This is a genomic window from Chelativorans sp. (assembly GCF_031180965.1).
Taxonomy (GTDB): Bacteria; Pseudomonadota; Alphaproteobacteria; order Rhizobiales; family Rhizobiaceae; genus Chelativorans.
In genome coordinates, this window is record NZ_JAPSLH010000026.1 from 44,259 (window position 1) to 61,865 (window position 17,607).

The window sequence follows — 17,607 nt, forward strand, 5'->3', positions numbered from 1 at the left end:
GGATACCGCTGCGCTTCAGTCGTGGAACATGCGGACGCTGGACGGGCTGTAGCTGCTGCCCGCCATGAAGCGGCGGAACTGCTCGCGCGCCTGTTCCTGCGCCGCCGCCTGACGGGCTTGCTCCAGTGCTTCTGCCCGGCCCTGGGCGGCGAGCATCGCCGTCAGATCGGCGAGTTGCCGCGCCTGCACGGCGAGAAGCTCGTTGCCGGCTTGAGCCGCCTGCAGAATGCCAACGGAAGACTTGCTCGCCCCGATCAGCCGGCTCGTCTGGCTCTCGGTGCCTTCGATGTTTCCGACGGCCACCGCGCCGGCCTTCAGCGCATGCTCGAAGGCCGTAGAGGATTCCTGCCAGCGCTGGCGCGCGCTCTCGACCAGTTCTTCGCTCGTGAGATCGGATGCGAAGTCCTCATAAGTCGCGGAGAACTGCGCCTCGATGCCCTGGACGCTGTAGGCAAGCTTCTCGGCCTCGCCGAGCAGCGCCTTCATCTCGGAGAAGTTGCCCTCGATCTCCGAGAGGATCGAGGTCGGCAGCGAGGCAAGGTTCCTCGCCTGGTTGATCAGCATCTGCGCTTCGTTTTGCAGCGAGGCGATCTGATGGTTGATCTGCTCGAGCGCGCGGGCGGCCGACAAAAGGTTCTGGCTGTAGTTCTTGGGGTCGAACACCGTCAGCGCGCCAGCCGGCGCCGGCAGCGATGCGGCGGTTACGGCAATGGCAGTGGCCAGCGCCATCTCGCGTAAGCGACGTTTTGTCGGGATAGAGGTCATGGGGAGGTCTCCTTTGCAGGTTGCTCGATGAGGTTCGGGAGATCGGGGATGAGGTCTACGGCCCAGGAAAGCCCGCGATGCCTTAGCCAGGCGTCGAGGAACCGTTCGTGGCCGACCTCGGCGACGATCCTGTCGATCGCCGCCTGATCGGTTTTGGCCGATGCCCCGCAGAGCGTGAGTGCGATCGGGCCAAGCCCGAGCTCGAAGAGCCGGTTGCCGCGCCGGGATTGACAGTAATAGTCGCGCTTCGGGATAGCGCGGGCGACGATCTCGATCTGGCGGTCATTGAGGCCGAAGCGGCGGTAGATGGCTGCGATCTGCGGTTCGGTGGCGCGTTCGTTCGGCAGGAAGAGCCGGGTCGGGCAGCTCTCGACAATCGCGGGCGCGATGCGGCTGCCGTCGATATCGGACAGCGACTGCGTGGCGAAGACGACGGAAGCGTTCTTCTTCCGCAGCGTCTTCAGCCATTCGCGCACACGGTCGGAGAAGCCACCATCGTCCAGCGCCAGCCAGCCCTCGTCGATGATGAGCAGGGTCGGCCGCCCGTCCATGCGCCGTTCGATGCGGTGAAAGAGATAGGCGAGCACGGCCGGAGCCGCGCCGGTTCCGATCAGTCCTTCCGTCTCGACAGCTTGGACGGAAGCGTCGCCCGGGCGTTCCCGCTCAGCATCGAGCAGCCGACCGTACGGGCCGCCGATGCAATAGGGCCGTAGCGCCTGCTTGAGCGCTGAGGACTGAAGCAGGACGGAAAGGCCGGTCAGCGTTCGTTCCTCCGCCGGTGCCGTGGCGAGCGAGGTGAGGGCGGACCAGAGGTGTTCCTTGATCTCCGGTGTGATGGAAACGCCCTCGCGCAGGAGGATGTCGACGATCCAATCGGCGGCCCAGGCCCGTTCGGGTGTGTGATGGATGCCGGCGAGCGGTTGCAGGCAAACCGTCGGCGCGTCCGCGATCAGATCGGAGAGCGTGAGCTCGACCAGAGGATCGGCTGGCGCCGAATGACGGGCGGCGTTGCCGCCGAGGTCCTGCCAGTCGCCGCCCATGCCGAGTGTCGCGGCGCGGATCGAGCCGCCGAAATCGAAGGCGAAGATCTGACTGTTCGCATAGCGCTGGAACTGCAGCGCCATCAGCGCAAGCAGCACGGATTTGCCCGATCCGGTCGGCCCGACCACCAGAGTATGGCCGACATCCCCCACGTGAAGAGAGAAGCGGAACGGCGTCGCGCCTTCGGTCTTGGCGAAAAACAGGGGCGGCGCGCCAAAATGCTCGTCGCGTTCCGGGCCCGCCCAGACCGCCGAAAGCGGGATCATATGGGAGAGGTTCAGCGTGGAGATCGGCGGCTGGCGGACATTGGCATAGACATGTCCGGGAATGCTTCCCAACCAGGCCTCGACGGCGTTCACGGTCTCGATAATGCACGTGAAGTCGCGGCCCTGGATCACCTTCTCCACCAGCCGCAGCTTTTCGTCGGCGATCGCGGCGTCCGCATCCCACACCGTGACGGTGGCGGTGACATAGGCTTCGCCGATCTGGTCGCTGCCCAGATCCTGAAGTGCGGCGTCGGCATCGGCGGTCTTGTTGGCGGCGTCGCTATCGAGCAGGACCGACGCCTCATTGGTCATCACCTCCTTGATGATGGCCGCAACCGACTTCCTCTTGGCGAACCACTGACGCCGGATCCTTGTGACGAGCCGTGTGGCGTCGGCCTTGTCCAACATGATGGCGCGCGTCGACCAGCGATAAAGGATCGCGAGCCGGTTCAAGTCGTCGAGGATGCCGGGGAAGGTCGCTGTCGGGAAACCGATGACGGTCAGCGTGCGCAGATGGAAATCGCCGAGCCGCGGCTCGAGCCCACCGGCGAGCGGCTGGTCGGCGAGAAGTGCATCGAGATGCATCGGTGTCTCGGGCACGCGGACGCGATGCCGCCGGGTCGAAACGGTCGAGTGCAGGTAGGTCAGAGTTTCCGCGTCATCGAGCCATCGGACTTCCGGCATAAAACCTTCGATCAGGTTGAGCACGCGGTCCGTGCGGTCGACGAAGCCTTTCAGAAGCTCCCACGGGTTGACGCCGCTCTTCTCCCTGCCTTCGTAGAGCCAACTCTCGATGCGCGAGGCTTCCTCCGCCGGCGGCAGCCAGACGAGTGTCAGGAAGTAGCTGCTCTCGAAGAGGACGCCGGCCTCCTCGAACTGCTCCTTGCGCTCAAGGTCGACCAGGGCTGATGCTGCATCAGGAAAATGGCTGTCGGGATACTCGGTCGCGGGGTTGCGCTGCGCCTCGACGAAGATCGCCCAGCCGGAGCCGAGACGGCGGAGTGCGTTGTTGAGGCGCGCCGTCGTGCCGACCAACTCGGCGGGCGTGGCGCTGTCGAGGTCAGGCCCACGGAAGCGGGCGGTTCTCTGGAAGGAACCGTCCTTGTTCAGCATTACGCCGGGAGCGATGAGCGCTGCCCAGGGCAGGTAATCCGTAAGGCTCGAACCTTTTCTACGATATTCGGCGAGGTTCATCATGGGCGAAGACCTCACACGCCCAGGGATGCAGGATAGCGCAGGTGGCGTCGGACGACTTCCATGAACTGCGCATCGCGCTTGGCTGCCCAGACCGCCGCGAGATGGCCGACTGCCCATATGACAAGACCGGCGAGCCAGAGCCGCAAGCCGAGCCCGACGGCACCGGCGAGCGTGCCGTTGACGATGGCGACCGCCCGCGGTGCTCCCCCGAGCAGGATCGGCTCGGTGAGCGCGCGGTGGACCGGCGCAAAGAAGCCGCGGACCTCCTCCATCAGATCAGCGCTCCGCCGCCGAAGCTGAAGAAGCTGAGGAAGAAGGAGGAGGCCGCGAAGGCGATCGACAGGCCGAACACGATCTGGATCAGGCGCCGGAACCCGCCGGCGGTGTCGCCGAAGGCGAGCGTCAACCCGGTAACAATGATGATGATCACCGCGACGATTTTTGCGACCGGCCCTTCGACGGATTCCAGGATCTGCTGCAGCGGCTCTTCCCAGGGCATGTTGGAGCCGGCGGCGTAGGCCGGAAACATCCACGCCGTCGAAACGGCCGCCGCCATTGCCGGCGCGAGCAGTTTTTTGAAAGAGAATGCGTTTCGGATCGAGGCAATCATTGTGCGGTTCCTTCGAGGGGAGGGGTGTCTGAGACGCGGACCTTCGCCTCGATGAGGCGATAGTCGCGGGTGTCGGGGTCGAGGCCGGCGACGAAGGCGATCTCGACGAGACGGCGCTCCGCCCCGCGTCCGGCGAGAACGGCGATCACGTCAATCGTGTCGGCGATGAGCGCGCGGGGAACGGTGATCACCGCCTCCTGGACGAGCTGCTCGAGGCGGCGCAGCGCGCCGACGGCCGAGTCGGCGTGGATCGTGCCGATGCCGCCGGGATGCCCAGTCCCCCAAGCCTTCAGGAGATCCAGCGCTTCCGCGCCGCGCACTTCACCGACGGGAATACGGTCCGGACGAAGGCGGAGAGAGGATTTGACTAGGTCGGCGAGAGAGGCGACGCCGTCCTTCGTCCGCAGCGCGACGAGGTTTGGCGCAGCGCATTGCAGCTCGCGCGTGTCTTCGATCAGCACGACGCGGTCGGAGGTTCTTGCCACCTCCGCAAGAAGCGCGTTGACCAGCGTCGTCTTGCCGGTCGAGGTGCCGCCGGCGACGAGCACATTCTTGCGCTTCTCGACCGCAAGCCTCAGCACGTCTACCTGGGACTGCGTCATGATGCCGGCGGTCACGTAGTCCGCCAGCGTGAAGACGGCGACCGCCGGCTTGCGGATCGCGAAGACCGGCGCGGCGACCACGGGTGGCAGCAGACCCTCGAACCGCTCGCCGGTGCCGGGAAGCTCCGCCGAGATGCGCGGCGCCGCGGCATGAACTTCGGCGCCGACATGGTGGGCGACCAGGCGGATGATGCGTTCGCCATCCGCGGGAGGAAGGTGTTCGCCGGTATCGCTGAGGCCGTCCTTCAGCCGGTCGATCCAGAGCCTGCCGTCCGGATTGAGCATGACTTCGACGACCGCCGGGTCTTCCAGGAACAGGGCAATCGCCGGACCGAGCGCAGTTCGCAGCATGCGCGCGCTGCGCGCCGTTGCCTCGCCATCGTCCTGAAAATGCGTCGCCATGATCGTCCCCGTCTGCTTCGGCGGCGAAGCGCACGCCGACGGGGATGATTAGAAGAACCAGGAAACGTGGGAGTGCAACAAGCAGGAGGACGCGATCATGTCCCGGCGGGCAATGACCTGCGGAATTCGGCGGCGTGGATTTTCCAGGCGCGGCCGGAGCTACTCGGAGGACGATGTCCGCTCCGCGGGGTCGATCTCTTCAGGGATTTCCTGCCGCAGCCGCGGCCCTTTGGCGAGACGGCGGCCGAGTGCTTCCACGAAGCCTTCGTAGCGTTGGGTGCCCTTGGCACGTGCCTCCGCCTGCGCCGATTCCGGCAGGGCAGGGGTCGAGGTGAGCCAGAACCGGACGAAGAGGGCGAGTGTCTCGATGGCGATCCCGAGATCGCGCTCGATGCGCTGCACGCGCCGGTCGACCTGATCGAGCCTCCTCGTGATCGCAGCCTCCTGCCGCTCCGCCGCATCGGGCGACAGGAAGGAGGCGATTGCGGCCTCAGCGACCAGGGACAGGGAGATACCGCGCCGCGCCGAAAACTCGGTTAGGGCTTTCATGGTCTTCGGATCGAGGTAGGCAGAAAGACGTTTCTTCTTCATGGCTATAACCCGAGGCCGTCGTTCGGATCGAGTGCCGCCTGCCGGGCCACGCCTCGCATTGCGCGATCGGCGGTGCGGCGGCGAAGCGCGTCATCGTCGGGTTCGTCCTGATCGAGGTCGAACTCGCTCGCCAGGAGCCGCGGCGTTGGCGCAATATCCTCGTGTTCCGGAAGGTTTGGCTCGCGCCGGAGGCCACCGTTCTCGGTATCTCCGGATGGCGAGCGCTGCAGGGCTTCGCTTCGATGCGGCTCTATTGCGCCCGGCGAGGGAAGCTGGCTCCAATCATCTGACCTCGATGTCCGGATGAGCTCCGATGGGGAAGGTGGCGGCATCACGCGTTCGGCAAAGCGTGGGTCTGCGAAATACCGCGCCTTCGTCGCCCGGATCGGAAACATGCCCGAGACTATGACGATGGCATCCGTCGGCGGAAGCTGCATGATTTCGCCCGGCGTCATCAACGCACGCGCAGTCTCCTGCCGCGACACCATCAAGTGTCCGAGCCAGGGCGACAACCGATGGCCGGCATAATTCTTCATCGCGCGCATTTCGGTTGCTGTGCCGAGCGAATCCGAGACGCGCTTTGCCGTGCGCTCGTCATTTGTGGCGAAGGCCACACGCACGTGGCAGTTGTCGAGGATCGAGTTGTTCGGCCCATAGGCTTTCTCGATCTGGTTCAGCGACTGCGCGATGAGGAAGCTACGAATGCCGTAACCGGCCATGAAGGCGAGCGCGGACTCGAAAAAATCCAGCCGGCCGAGGGCAGGGAATTCGTCGAGCATAAGGAGAAGGCGATGCCGCTTCTCTCCGGCATGGAGGTCCTCGGTCAATCTTCGGCCGATCTGGTTCAGCATGAGCCTGACCAACGGCTTGGTGCGGGAGATGTCCGAAGGCGGCACGACCAGGTAGAGGGTTGTCGGCCTGTCGCCCTCGATCAGATCGGCAATGCGCCAGTCGCAGCGCGACGTGACCTTGGCCACGACCGGATCGCGATAGAGCCCGAGGAAGCTCATCGCGGTCGAGAGAACACCGCTTCGCTCGTTCTCAGACTTGTTAAGAAGCTCGCGCGCCGCCGATGCGACGACCGGATGTGGGCCGGCGTCCCCGAGATGCTTCGTCAGCATCATGGCGCGCAGCGTGGCGTCGATCGGCCGCCGCGGATCGGACAGAAAATTGGCGACGCCCGCCAGCGTCTTGTCCTGCTCGGCATAGAGCACGTGCAGGATTGCGCCGACGAGCAGGGCATGGCTTGTCTTCTCCCAATGGTTCCTGCGTTCGAGTGATCCCTCCGGGTCGACCAGCACGTCGGCGACATTTTGAACATCGCGCACCTCCCACTCGCCCCGCCGAACCTCCAGCAATGGGTTGTAGGCGGCCGACGATGCATTTGTCGGATCGAACAGAAGCACGCGCCCGAAACGGGCCCGCCAACCGGCGGTCAGTTCCCAGTTCTCGCCCTTGATGTCATGAACGATCGCGCTACCGGGCCAGGTGAGCAGCGAAGGGACCACCAGACCGACGCCCTTGCCGCTGCGCGTGGGCGCGAAGCAGAGGACATGTTCGGGGCCGTCGTGGCGCAGATAGTCACGGTCATACCTGCCGAGCACCACGCCATCGCAACCAAGCAGCCATCCTGCCTCGATCTCGTCCTTGGTCGCCCAGCGTGCGGAGCCGTAGGTTTGCGCCTCCTTCGCCTCGCGCGCACGCCAGACGGACATGCCGATCGCGACGGCAATCGCGAGAAAGCCGCCCGACGAGGCAATGATTGCACCTTCGTAAAAGATCTCCGGTACATAGGCGTCATAGAAGTACCACCACCAGAAAAAGGCAGGCGGCGGGTAGAACGGATAACCGGCAATTTCGAACCATGGAAGTCCAAGCCGGGGCTGAAAGCCCAATCGCCACGCGGTCCACTGTGTTGCGACCCATGTCGTCGCGATCACGATCACGAGGACGGCGGCAAGCTGACCCCAAAGTATTCGTGTGGCGGGCATGTTCTTCTCGCATGCAAGGGATCGAGCATGGAAGGCCGACATGCGCGCTGGGGCAAGTGCGCCGGTTACAATTCAGGAGCTGAGCGCAGTAAGACAAGCAAAGACCTGCGGGATTCCAGCTACTGTGGCTGCAAGCAAATCGGGGAACGATTCCGCACCTGAAATTACAAAGTTCTTCATAATCGCGTGCTTAGCCGCGATGATATCTCGCCTTCATAAGGACGGCCGCATTGCGCCCCCATTGCGGTCATTCGAAGCTACGCCGTCTGGTCCTAAAAGCTGCCATTGGGAATGGCAAAAGCCGATGATCGGTTAACTGCTGACCCCAGTACGTTGATCAGAACATCCGAAAAGCGGATCGCCTAGTCATCTTCATATCGACCGGCGCTGCCTTCGCAGAACTCGCAGCCGACGAGTGAACTGTGTTCGGGCACACCGCCAAGCTGGCCCTCAGAGCAATATCCGCAGATCCCATAGGTCTCGTCCACCGTAAAGCACTCCGAGCAGATATAGCGATCGTGATGCTCGATTGCCGTGTGGTAGCCACCGCAATGGGGGCAATTAATCGGCACATGATCGAAATAATTGTCTTTGGTGATGGCGTCGCCGGTGTCGAGAGCCGCCGCGACGTCGCCCTTCGATAACGCCTCGTCACAGGTTGGGCATTCAGATGGCGGCCCATCATAGGAGGTGAACCGGATGGCAGCACGGCAGTCGTCATTTGGGCAATCTACCGTGATCTCGGAGCCTCGGAAGAAGCGGCACACCACGCAGCTCGCTTCGGCGATCGCATCGATCCGTTCCTCAACCTTCACTGACTCAAACCGGCAACTCGGGCATTGAATGACGCGGCCGCCGGCATCACGATGGCTCTGCAGCTCTGCGGCTTTAGCAGCGAAGGCCTTTTCAAGATATGTCCTGTGCCCTTCCATCTGCACGCTGATCCGCCAGATATCGGCCTGAAAATCTGCGAACTCCGGCCACTCGGTCAGAAGCGTTCTCAGGGCCAACCAGCCCGCGCATTGTTCTTCGGCTATCCTTTGAACCCCGTTGGGGCCGTCTGTATCGTTTTCGCCGGCATGCGCGAAATGCACCATCTTGTTCCGATGAGCCGCGATCAAACCGAAAATCTCGCGGGAGGGCTGTGGCATGGTGACGAGCGCAACCCGCCGAAGGCGTTCCATCGTCTGCTCAGGTGTAGCGGTCTTCGCATCGCCCCTGAAGAAGGCTGCCTTGTCCGCCTGATCCGGCTTATCGAGGAGCAACGACCAGTGTTCGCGCATCAGCCGCGCTTTGAGAAATAGCTCGACGGCAATAGCGAAATGAATGGTCGAAAACTTTGCCGACTCCGCGAACTCGTCGATCGCGCGCGCCAGGAACTCGAAGGCGCTCCTGGTCAACGCTTCGAACAGCTCATCCTCCGAGAGAAAAGCTGCGCCACCGGACACCTTCGGATTTGTCATTCTAGTCTCGTCGAAAGAGGTAAGTCTGCGTAATGTATTTGGTGATCAGGGGATATTGGGATGCGAACACTGGCCGGGGCTATTGATGGTGGTTTACTTTGTTACTGAACTCGACAACAGCCTTGCTGGCAAACTTCATGTAAAGATCGGGCGTTCGCGCGCGCTTGAGCGCCGGATGGCCAACCTGCAGACCGGGAACCGCCGCAAGATCGCCCTGATGGGGCAAATTCGAACGGCCTCCGTCTCTGAGGACCGCAGCATCGAACAACGACTGCATCTCTTGTTCGAGGATAAGCTCGATACGCGAGAATGGTTTTCCTTGTCGCCTGATGACGTCGTCTCAGCCCTCAAGCTCTTTTCCTCAAACGCCTACATCGCGGTCGGGCAGGACGCCTTCGAGATCATCTCCTACGACAGGGATGCGATCCCCGAATTCGCCAGTCCATGGCTATGGGGCGAACTCGACTGCTATGAATTCTGCCCCTTTTGCGGCTGGGCTTGCGGTTGGACCTACAGTGAGAATCACGGCGGCGATGTGTGCCTCGAGTGTGGCGCTTCCGAGCGCAACTACGATACACTCGAACCCGACCGGCAAGACTAGGGTGCAGCTCCCACGCCTACCCCTTGCGCGGCTACGCAGGCCTCAAGTTCGGCGGCAATCTCAGAATAGAGATCGACGTCCTGCCCTTCGGCCGTGATGGAGATCGTCAAGGCGTAACGGGCTTTGTCTGTCATCCGCTTCTGACCGGTGTGAGACTTCCACCAGCCAGTGACCGGATAGATGGCAATGTGATCGTGACTGGCTAGGTCGACCGCATAACCCCGCCAGAGATCGCAATGCAGCGAACCTGCTTGCATTGCCTTGGGACCTAAGAGCCAGTGGCTTGTCTCCGGCGCCTGCTTTTCTTGGTCTTGAGCTTCGACATGGTCGAGATGCGCTGCGGCTTGAGCCGGCGCCTCCGGCCGGCTCAACCGCGTGCGGAATTCATCGTCGGTTTCTAGACGCTTCTTGAGCTCGAAACGCAGCCCGAACGAGCGATATGTATCGGGCCGCGTCGATGCGCGGCCGGAAAGGTTCGGCTCCACGAAGTATGACAGGGTGATCTTCAATACGACAATGGAGTTCTCTAGAGCCTGCAAAGCAGCGTGAGGCCAAGGCAGTTCATAGAAGTGCATTTCGTTGAATACCGCCGCTCCGCCCTGTCCGAGCGCGAAAGGCTGAATCTCCGCCTGTGCGAGCAGGCACGTGTCGTTCCTCGCTGAGGCGATCGCGCGCGATATGTTCGGGACTCCAAAGCCTACGTCGCGGAGCAGCCGCTGCTTTTCGCCCTTATTCCCCGTCTTCCAGTGGGCGCCTGCTCCAATCAGCTTCTTTCGTATGGGCGCAGGCCATTCAGCGGACTGCACCACAAGTGCGCGGTAAGTCTCCGGCCAAAGGTCGGGTAACGCGGCTTTGAGGCGGCCGACAAAATTTCCGGCCATGCCGGTGGCCGCGCTCGTTGCCCAAAAGGGAACCAGTGGCTCGCCGGCCACGTTCGAACCTGTCCCCAATAGCGACACCGCCGGATGCCAGTCACAATAGCCGGCTTGGTCGACCATCATGTTGCCGGCTTCGAACAGGACCTCAGGCTTGATGGGCGTGAGGTCCCCCAGCATGTTCTGTGAGCCGGTGCTGAAGGGGCTCTTGTCGTTGGCAGCGGCCAGGGGCGTTAAATTGTCGGCGAGTTCGGCCTTCGAGGTAAATCCGCCAATCGTGAGCGCATTCCAGCTTTGTGCGGGATCCTCGATCGTATGGTGCTGTTCGATCACGTCGCGGTGCCCCCCAATGACATTGCCGCTTGCAACCATGAGCAGGCGTTTCGGGTGGTCTTTGGCTGGGGTATCCTTGTCATGTTCACCCGGCATCGAGCCTGAAGTGATTTGATCGAGCGCCCCACTCCAGGACGATGGTGCATCGGGCGCGAAAAGGCTCGTGGAGGACGCAACGCAGAAACTCCGCGACACGTTGGGACGCTCTATTTCCACGATGGAGATCGCGGACTGCGTTACGACGCCGTACGCAGATGGGCGGTTCGGCGGGAATCCGTGGGGCGGAAGGAACTTCACTGACTCGACATGATGCGTAAGGGCGACTGGCTGATTGTCGTTCATACGCCAGAACAGATCGCCATGCAGAATCATGCCGGCCATTGGGGTGCCGTGACCGCCATAGTCATGGTGATCGTCGGTTCCCCATTGAGCATCTACCGACCATGCCCCCGCGATGCCCGGTAAGATGAGCGGATGTCCCGCAGCTACGCCTGAATCGATCACGCAAACAGCGGGAGCACCCTCTGGCGGCGCAAGAATCCTGCCTGCCAGTTCTGCGACCCAGTCATGCTGTCCCAATCCGGCGCCATCGAGTTCAAGGAATGGCTCGATGCTCCCTTCCGCCTTGCGCACTTCCCACACTGCTCCGGGAACACGGGCAAGAAAGGCCACTAATGGTGCCGCGGCGCCATGTACGAACAGGAGCTCGGCGTCCGGAAAAGAAAGCCGTTCATTGTGGACGTCAAGACCGGCAGCTGCAGCGGCCGCGCTTACAGCGTTTGTTCGAGGGCCCGGCTTCTGCTCGGCTGGTTCCCGGACCCAAAGTTCCCACCACTGGCTTTCAGGAGCATCGAAATCCACACTTCCCGAGAATAGGGCTCGTGCCTGCGCCGCACGAATGACCTCGATCGGTTCGAACTTCGGAACGTCAGGCCGCTTTCGATTGCCGATGTTCTCAGCGCCATAGGCGTTGATACGGGCGACTAGATAATTTCGGGCGTCATCGGGGATGAACAGAATCGCCTTCTCCGTCCGGTCCTCCTGACGCTCCGATCGAAGGACCACTATCTCCTGCGCTGGGTAGTCCAGCGCCGGAGTCTTGTTCGCCCCCTGCCTGTCGCCGGTTGGCACCATCGTTTCGATCTCGACGATCGTGCCTCGTTTCTGATCCGCGATCGTCAGGCGGGTGTCATTTGCCGTGGCCGGCACAGCGCCAAGCGCCGCTGCCAACTGCTGGGTGAGCGACTGCGCATGCGCATGATAGTCGTCTCGGCGAGGCTTGCGATCTTGCGGCCGATTGGGGAATTCGTATTGCGCTTCGACGCGGACTGGATCGAACCGGATATGCGCTAACTCATGCGCTGAAAAATCGTCGCCGCCCGCCATCAATCCCCCAAGTCATCAGCGCTGCGCGTGCAAACGGCCCTTGAAGACCTGACGATCCTCGAGCGCGGAACGCAGCGCCACAGCCGACAGTGCCTTTGACCCTCCTAAGATGGCATCCTTAACGACCGTGTCCGCCGCGCGAACGAGCTCGGCCTGGCTAAGGCCTTTCGTGGCCTCTTCTACCTCAGCCCACACCTTCGCCGTTAGCTTCAACCGTCCCAAACGGCGCGACAGTATCGCCCTTGCCGCATCCCCGTTCGGAACGTCGTACTCGACGATCTCGTCGAAACGACGGGCTAGTGCACGATCAAGGATTTCAGGATGGTTCGTCGCGGCGACGACAATGCTGTCGGTCGCGTTCGGCTCTTCCATGAACGTCAAGATCGAGTTCAGCACGCGACGGATCTCACCGACGTCATTTGTGTCGCCACGATGGGAACCGACAGCATCGAACTCATCGAGCAGATATACGCCGCGGGTCCTTGCGATCTGGTCGAACAGCAATCGAAGCTTGCTCGCCGTTTCTCCGAAGTACCGGCTGAACAGCGCGTCCAGGCGAACTGTGAAGAGGGGCAAGTGAAGCTCGCCGGCAAGAGCAGAGGCGGTCATCGTTTTGCCGGTACCGGGTGGCCCGACAAGGAGAATGTGGGATCCGGGCACCTGTCCGTGATCGCGCAATGTGGCGCGTTCCGATTGCTGCCGCACTAATCGTTCGAGCCGCCTACGCACCCCATCGGCCAGCACCATGCTGTCGAGCCCAATCTTGGGGTACGAGCTCTGGACGAGGTCCAGCAGCTCGCCGCGCGGGCGCGCCATTGGAATGACCGACTGCGCCTTCGGTGCGTCACCGCGGCTTCGCAGTTGTTGAACAAGACGCTTCAGCTTCTCCGCCTCCGTGGTGTTACCGCCGCGGGCTTCGTGGGCCGCCACCTGGAGGGCGATCGCTAGGAACTGATCTTCGTCGCCCGCCACATGGGAGTTCAGGAGTGCAATGAACTGTTTCGCCGACATCTGCGCCTCCCTACACCGTTGTTTGACGAACTGCCCCGCAAATCAGTGCATGTTCTGTTCCGAATGACTATACCCGACATAAGGTTTCCAAGCTATTTTGCTTGTGCGGCGAGATCGCGATTTGCCGAGGTTTCGGTACGGAACCATCTCACTCTCGCCGCATGTGGCAGGCGCTGGCAGCGGCCCTGTCTGAACTGTATTACGCCTGACCGCGCCTCCGATAACATTCCCGCCCTACTTTTGGGCGCGCCCGGGCCCTTGTGGTCTGCCGCATTTGTATCCTCCAGCCAAACACATCGAGGTTGCTAGCGGTAGCGAGGAAGACGGTCCGGTAGTCGAGCTTTGTACTCCGAGGGTCCCGGCGGCCCAAGGATTCACGGAGGTCTTGAGCATACCTCCCGCCGATCTCCTGTCTCGCCAGGCTCGCGGTCGAGTCATTACCCATTCGCTCACTCCCGCGAGGATGGTAGGTCAGAACGGGAGGTCGTCATCAGCAGAAGACGTTGCTGGCCCAGACGGCTCGGGATCCGGCGTAGGTGGCGGCGAGCGTTCGAGGTGCTTCGTAATGAGGAAGTTCTGGAAGGCTGCTGCGATCTGGATCGCGAGGTCACCATAAGCGGGTGGAATGGCGACTATATCTTTTCCCTGGCCGTGCCCGCCCAGCTTGTTCCGAAGAAAGGGAAGGGCGCGCAGGACCTGATCCATGAACCCGGCGCGAATGGTCTCGGGCAGATCGTTGAAATAGCCTTGAGCGCCGAGTTCTTTGATGAGCCTGTCGCCATTAGCATGGTCGAGCTTCGTCAGCACTTTCATGACGCTTTCGAAGCTGTGGCCGGCAAAGAAGATGGCCTCTCGGACATCACCGGTCCCCAGATATTGGCGCGCCTTGGCATATTCGTGGGCAGCGCCGGCGAACTGGTTTTTCGCAAGGGAGTCGTGGGCATTGTTTGCTAGACGCGCGCCAACGAAATCTCCATCGAGTTTGAAGAACTCGCCGTCCGAAATTCGCCAGGGGCAATCGTGAAGCTCGAAGATCTGATTGATCTTTTGGCGCAGCGCATCTTTCTCTGCCGCATCCATGTACCCGGAAGCGACCTCGATCGTGTCGAACACATAGGGACCCTCGCCGCTGAGCACCAAGAGACGTAACGCTTCGTGATACCGGGTGTCAGCGGGATAAGGAGTGACCGGAAGGCGCTGCCAGCCGTGTTCGGTCAGCAGATCGCTCTCTGTTTCTTCAAGGACCGACGAGTTGTCGGTCCAATTGTCGTAGGGATCGCGTTGAATCCGCATCGGCGCATTGAATGCCGAAAGCTGAGCCCATACCTTCCGGCGCGCTATTTCAGGAACCTCCACCGAAAGCGCCTTGCTCTCGATCGCGCGAAGGTACCGTTGACTAAATAGTATGCGCAAACCCCTGTCCCCCGCGGATTGATGATTGACCAAAATATATCTTCCGACGTTCACAGGGCGTCAGCCGAACTGCTGATTTCGGTTTCTCGCTGGATCAGAAATACACTCACAGCGCATGCGATGCTCACGACGAGCTCAGCTTCCGCGGCGCTGTGCTGCGTCCCTTCCCGGATATGGCGCCCGTTCTCAGACGCGTAACCCCACAGCTTTTCGAGCGCGCTATCCAACGGACGAGGGACATTTAGCCTGGGGATCAACCGACCAAGTGTAAGGTTCGGTTCGCCGGTCAGATCGCGCGCGGCGCACTCAACTGCGGCCATCGCATGCTGAATCGCTCCGGTACGGTCTGGGACTGGCCGCCTCGAGATGTCCTTGAGCGCCTCGCGTATCTCCGCGGCGGCAGTTTCCCGCCCCGTCTCCTGAAACACAACGACGGCCTTCTCCGTGGCATTGGTGAAGTTCGCGTCACCTCGAAAGACGATTCCGAGAGGACTCTTCAACTCCCAGCCGATGCCCTTCTCTCGGAACAGGCGATTGAGCTCTGCTTGAAACAGCTCCTGTTCATCGTACCGGTATTCAAGGCTTCGCCAAATGGTCTCGGCAATGTCGTAGACCTTGTACCATTCGCAGGTATCGAGCAGGCGAAGCACTTCATCCCAAATATTTGGGTACTCGGACCAGTTATTAGGGTCTGGCGCCTCAAACAGGACGGCACAAACGATGCTCCTGATCGCGGTCGGGGAAAGGCCCGCCCTTCGGGATATTTCAGCGATCGCATATCGCAGCACTGGTGGCGCGTCTTCGCGCACGGTGATCGCGGCGTCGCCGCTTCCAAAGCCATGTCTATCCGAGAAATAGCGGCTCACTCGTTACTCCCTCATATCAATCCGGCGTGGACAGGGCCTAACCCTGCTTCGCGGCCGTCGAATTCAGGTATCTCTCAAGGCGTCGATGCTGGCCAAGACCTCGACGAAAGACGGCGGCGTGCCGAAAATCAGCGCCGACATGCGCTCGTGGTTCGCGGCGAGCTTCCCTCGCATAGCCCCCGGTCGACACTAATCGATTGTTCCCGGGCAGCGCCCGGTTAGCGGTGATCTGGCGCACGTAACATCGGCTCCTTATGCTGGCGGCACGCTTCGGCGAGATCCTGCATGGCCGCTGCAGGAAGAACGCCCGCATTGCCTCGCGCGTATAGTATCCCGACGCATGCGGCTTGTCGGCCTGCTGAACAGGCAGGATTTGCCACTTATCCTTATCCCTTTCGGCGGATTGCAGCCCGCCCGCCCAGTGGATGATGAAAATGCAATTGCACCGCACGAGTACTACTTGGAATCGGGGAAGTTCGAGTTCACATAGGTCGACTGAGAGGCAAGGCGATGAGTGACCTACAACAAGAAATTTCAGACCGAGAGGCCGCCGAGGACTATCGCCATCAACGACAGGAGGCGGAGGCGCGCAAGAGTGGCTTCGTTCCGATGCGCGATGATGAGGTAGAGCGATGGCTCCATGAAAACCAACGGCTGATCCGTGATATCGCGCGAGTGAACGGCGTGCCAGAAGGTGATGTCGATGATGTCGTGTTGAAATACCGGCAGGCTCTTAGAACCGCTCCGCCGGGTTCGCCCTTCGATGACGTCAATGCACGCGTCATTCTCGGGCGAATCCTCGGCGATATCGAGAGCTTCTGCACCGAGAACGAAATCCCCATTCGTGGCGGAATCGTTGCCGGCGTGGAGCCCGCATATGGCACCAACATTCACCAGGCGAACGTGCCAACCACGGACGTGAGCATCATTGCCGCAACAATACCGTTCATCGCCTTCTGTAATCTCGTCGCCCGGGCAATGGCCCGCAGCCTGCCGCATCGCGTGGTTCCAGATGCCTTGCCGGACGTTTCGTTCGATCCCGAGGAAGTCCGTCCCTATCTCGTGTCGCGGCCTAGTGTTCTATATGAGTGGTCGCAGTTACTGGCTCACTACGCGATATTTGGGTGGCCGCCTCAACATGATCTATTGGCGACCCCGCAGGGCTGGCAGCAGGTGACGCGCATCCGACTTTTGCGCGCGCTGGAATTGTTTGCCGTTGCACACGAGTTCGGTCATCACATCGAGGGCCACGGCGTGTTGGTCTCGTCTGAGAATCGCACGGACATGCTCGCCGAGGAGCATGAAGCTGACGTTTTCGCGCGCATCGTGTCGATAGGAATTGGGGCCGCTGACCAGCCCCCGAACCACTTCGCAATCGCCGGCGTCGGAGGGGTGGTCATACTAGGCGCGCTCGATCTTGTGCGGCGAGCTAAGGCGCTTCTTAAGCCTGGTGACGAGGAGAGTGATGCATCACACGCTGCCACGCACCCTTCCTTTGTTGATCGAGTTGCAGCGATTGCTGAAGTAGACCAAAAGCTCCCTGGGGATTGGCAAACCGCCGCGCCCATCATGCGTCAGTGCTTTGCAGACGTTCTCGAAATTGTCTGGGAATTGACTGAGCCAGAGATCACTCGACTTCGTGATGCAGGGAAACGTCCTCATGCCGTATCGGAGACCGGTGCGGACTGGCTCCCGGTCTAGCGAGCGAGGGTGAAGCGGAGCCAGTCCTCAGACAGATGACGCCGCATCGGTCGGGTGTTGTTCATAACGCCTAGCGGGCGACCTCGGAAAATCCGCGGACATCTAAATCATCGATGGCCAAGCTTCCGCTTTCTAGTCCGCATCTCCAAAAGCAGACTGGCCGTTTCCGGCCCCGATGCCGTCGTTGAGCAATGCACAGGAGGGCTGTTGGTGAGATAGCCGCTATGGGGTGGAAAGCGGAAAGTCTGCTTTCAGTTACGTCATCGCCGGCCTAGCGTTGGAAGGTGACGTGGATAGTTCCACTTTCGGCCGTTTCTGCCCTCACCGTGAAACGGGCTTCCAACCCCCGCAGGTGGTCCCATAGCCGAATGCCTCGACCCAGCAGGATGGGCGTAATGGCGACATGTAGACTGTCGACAAGGTCGGCCCGAAGATAGTCGCGGACGACCGTGGGACCGCCCCCGATGCGTACATCCCTGCCGCCGGCGGCCTT

The 17,607-nt window shown here is 61.6% G+C and carries 15 protein-coding genes; 2 read left to right on the forward strand and 13 right to left on the reverse strand.

Annotated elements, in window-relative coordinates; translation table 11 throughout:
- Nucleotides 1-15 precede the first annotated feature (15 nt).
- The 8 genes from trbJ to RIN79_RS17220 form a co-directional block, all read right to left on the reverse strand.
- Nucleotides 16-765, reverse strand: coding sequence for a P-type conjugative transfer protein TrbJ (gene trbJ, locus RIN79_RS17185; protein WP_309085901.1), 750 nt, complete (start codon nucleotides 763-765; stop codon nucleotides 16-18).
- The gene (gene trbE / locus RIN79_RS17190; protein ID WP_309085902.1) at nucleotides 762-3,269 is read right to left on the reverse strand and encodes a conjugal transfer protein TrbE; all 2,508 of its coding nucleotides are present in this window, start codon (nucleotides 3,267-3,269) and stop codon (nucleotides 762-764) included. The genes trbJ and trbE overlap by 4 nt, the downstream gene beginning before the upstream one ends.
- 11 nt (nucleotides 3,270-3,280) lie before the next feature.
- A complete protein-coding gene (locus tag RIN79_RS17195) occupies nucleotides 3,281-3,541 on the reverse strand; it encodes a VirB3 family type IV secretion system protein (protein ID WP_309085903.1) in 261 nt (86 codons plus the stop codon).
- A complete protein-coding gene (locus RIN79_RS17200; RefSeq protein ID WP_309085920.1) occupies nucleotides 3,541-3,825 on the reverse strand; it encodes a TrbC/VirB2 family protein in 285 nt (94 codons plus the stop codon). The genes RIN79_RS17195 and RIN79_RS17200 overlap by 1 nt, the downstream gene beginning before the upstream one ends.
- Before the next feature lie 50 nt (nucleotides 3,826-3,875).
- Nucleotides 3,876-4,883, reverse strand: coding sequence for a P-type conjugative transfer ATPase TrbB (trbB, locus tag RIN79_RS17205; RefSeq protein WP_309085904.1), 1,008 nt, complete (start codon nucleotides 4,881-4,883; stop codon nucleotides 3,876-3,878).
- Nucleotides 4,884-5,042: 159 nt separating this feature from the next.
- The gene (locus RIN79_RS17210) at nucleotides 5,043-5,474 is read right to left on the reverse strand and encodes a CopG family transcriptional regulator (protein ID WP_309085905.1); all 432 of its coding nucleotides are present in this window, start codon (nucleotides 5,472-5,474) and stop codon (nucleotides 5,043-5,045) included.
- 2 nt (nucleotides 5,475-5,476) lie between these two features.
- Nucleotides 5,477-7,465, reverse strand: coding sequence for a conjugal transfer protein TraG (locus RIN79_RS17215; protein WP_309085906.1), 1,989 nt, complete (start codon nucleotides 7,463-7,465; stop codon nucleotides 5,477-5,479).
- 362 nt (nucleotides 7,466-7,827) lie between these two features.
- Nucleotides 7,828-8,928 (reverse strand): hypothetical protein, encoded by a 1,101-nt coding sequence (locus RIN79_RS17220; RefSeq protein ID WP_309085907.1) that lies wholly within the window; start codon nucleotides 8,926-8,928, stop codon nucleotides 7,828-7,830.
- An 85-nt stretch (nucleotides 8,929-9,013) separates the two neighbouring features.
- Between RIN79_RS17220 and RIN79_RS17225 the strand changes: the two genes are divergently transcribed.
- Entirely contained in the window at nucleotides 9,014-9,529 is a 516-nt protein-coding gene (locus RIN79_RS17225; protein WP_309085908.1) for a GIY-YIG nuclease family protein, read from the forward strand.
- Here the strand turns inward: RIN79_RS17225 and RIN79_RS17230 are convergent.
- The 4 genes from RIN79_RS17230 to RIN79_RS17245 all read right to left on the reverse strand — a co-directional run bounded on the left by RIN79_RS17230 (nucleotide 9,526) and on the right by RIN79_RS17245 (nucleotide 15,413).
- Nucleotides 9,526-12,123, reverse strand: coding sequence for a S8 family peptidase (locus tag RIN79_RS17230; protein WP_309085909.1), 2,598 nt, complete (start codon nucleotides 12,121-12,123; stop codon nucleotides 9,526-9,528). The two genes, RIN79_RS17225 and RIN79_RS17230, sit on opposite strands and share 4 nt — an antisense overlap.
- Nucleotides 12,124-12,138: 15 nt before the next feature.
- Nucleotides 12,139-13,134, reverse strand: coding sequence for an ATP-binding protein (locus RIN79_RS17235; protein WP_309085910.1), 996 nt, complete (start codon nucleotides 13,132-13,134; stop codon nucleotides 12,139-12,141).
- A gap of 471 nt (nucleotides 13,135-13,605) precedes the next feature.
- Nucleotides 13,606-14,547, reverse strand: a complete 942-nt coding sequence (locus RIN79_RS17240; RefSeq protein WP_309085911.1) for an AbiJ-NTD4 domain-containing protein — start codon at nucleotides 14,545-14,547, stop codon at nucleotides 13,606-13,608.
- Between the two features lie 50 nt (nucleotides 14,548-14,597).
- Nucleotides 14,598-15,413, reverse strand: a complete 816-nt coding sequence (locus RIN79_RS17245) for an AbiJ-NTD4 domain-containing protein (protein ID WP_309085912.1) — start codon at nucleotides 15,411-15,413, stop codon at nucleotides 14,598-14,600.
- Nucleotides 15,414-15,923: 510 nt separating this feature from the next.
- Here RIN79_RS17245 and RIN79_RS17250 point away from each other — a divergent pair.
- Nucleotides 15,924-17,114 (forward strand): hypothetical protein, encoded by a 1,191-nt coding sequence (locus RIN79_RS17250; protein ID WP_309085913.1) that lies wholly within the window; start codon nucleotides 15,924-15,926, stop codon nucleotides 17,112-17,114.
- A 271-nt stretch (nucleotides 17,115-17,385) separates the two neighbouring features.
- On the opposite strand, the gene RIN79_RS17255 is transcribed toward RIN79_RS17250, so the two are convergent.
- Nucleotides 17,386-17,607: dihydrofolate reductase family protein (locus RIN79_RS17255; protein ID WP_309085914.1), on the reverse strand; the 222-nt coding region annotated here is incomplete at its 5' end.

What these genes read in the sequence shown, in the direction of transcription:
- RIN79_RS17225 (WP_309085908.1), top strand. Translation starts at nt 9,014, where the DNA reads ATGGTGGTTTACTTTGTTACTGAACTCGACAACAGCCTTGCTGGCAAA.
- RIN79_RS17220 (WP_309085907.1), bottom strand. Translation starts at nt 8,928, where the DNA reads ATGACAAATCCGAAGGTGTCCGGTGGCGCAGCTTTTCTCTCGGAGGAT.
- RIN79_RS17210 (WP_309085905.1), bottom strand. Translation starts at nt 5,474, where the DNA reads ATGAAGAAGAAACGTCTTTCTGCCTACCTCGATCCGAAGACCATGAAA.
- RIN79_RS17200 (WP_309085920.1), bottom strand. Translation starts at nt 3,825, where the DNA reads ATGGCGGCGGCCGTTTCGACGGCGTGGATGTTTCCGGCCTACGCCGCC.
- RIN79_RS17195 (WP_309085903.1), bottom strand. Translation starts at nt 3,541, where the DNA reads ATGGAGGAGGTCCGCGGCTTCTTTGCGCCGGTCCACCGCGCGCTCACC.
- RIN79_RS17250 (WP_309085913.1), top strand. Translation starts at nt 15,924, where the DNA reads ATGAGTGACCTACAACAAGAAATTTCAGACCGAGAGGCCGCCGAGGAC.
- trbE (WP_309085902.1), bottom strand. Translation starts at nt 3,269, where the DNA reads ATGATGAACCTCGCCGAATATCGTAGAAAAGGTTCGAGCCTTACGGAT.
- trbB (WP_309085904.1), bottom strand. Translation starts at nt 4,883, where the DNA reads ATGGCGACGCATTTTCAGGACGATGGCGAGGCAACGGCGCGCAGCGCG.
- trbJ (WP_309085901.1), bottom strand. Translation starts at nt 765, where the DNA reads ATGACCTCTATCCCGACAAAACGTCGCTTACGCGAGATGGCGCTGGCC.
- RIN79_RS17235 (WP_309085910.1), bottom strand. Translation starts at nt 13,134, where the DNA reads ATGTCGGCGAAACAGTTCATTGCACTCCTGAACTCCCATGTGGCGGGC.
- RIN79_RS17230 (WP_309085909.1), bottom strand. Translation starts at nt 12,123, where the DNA reads ATGGCGGGCGGCGACGATTTTTCAGCGCATGAGTTAGCGCATATCCGG.
- RIN79_RS17215 (WP_309085906.1), bottom strand. Translation starts at nt 7,465, where the DNA reads ATGCCCGCCACACGAATACTTTGGGGTCAGCTTGCCGCCGTCCTCGTG.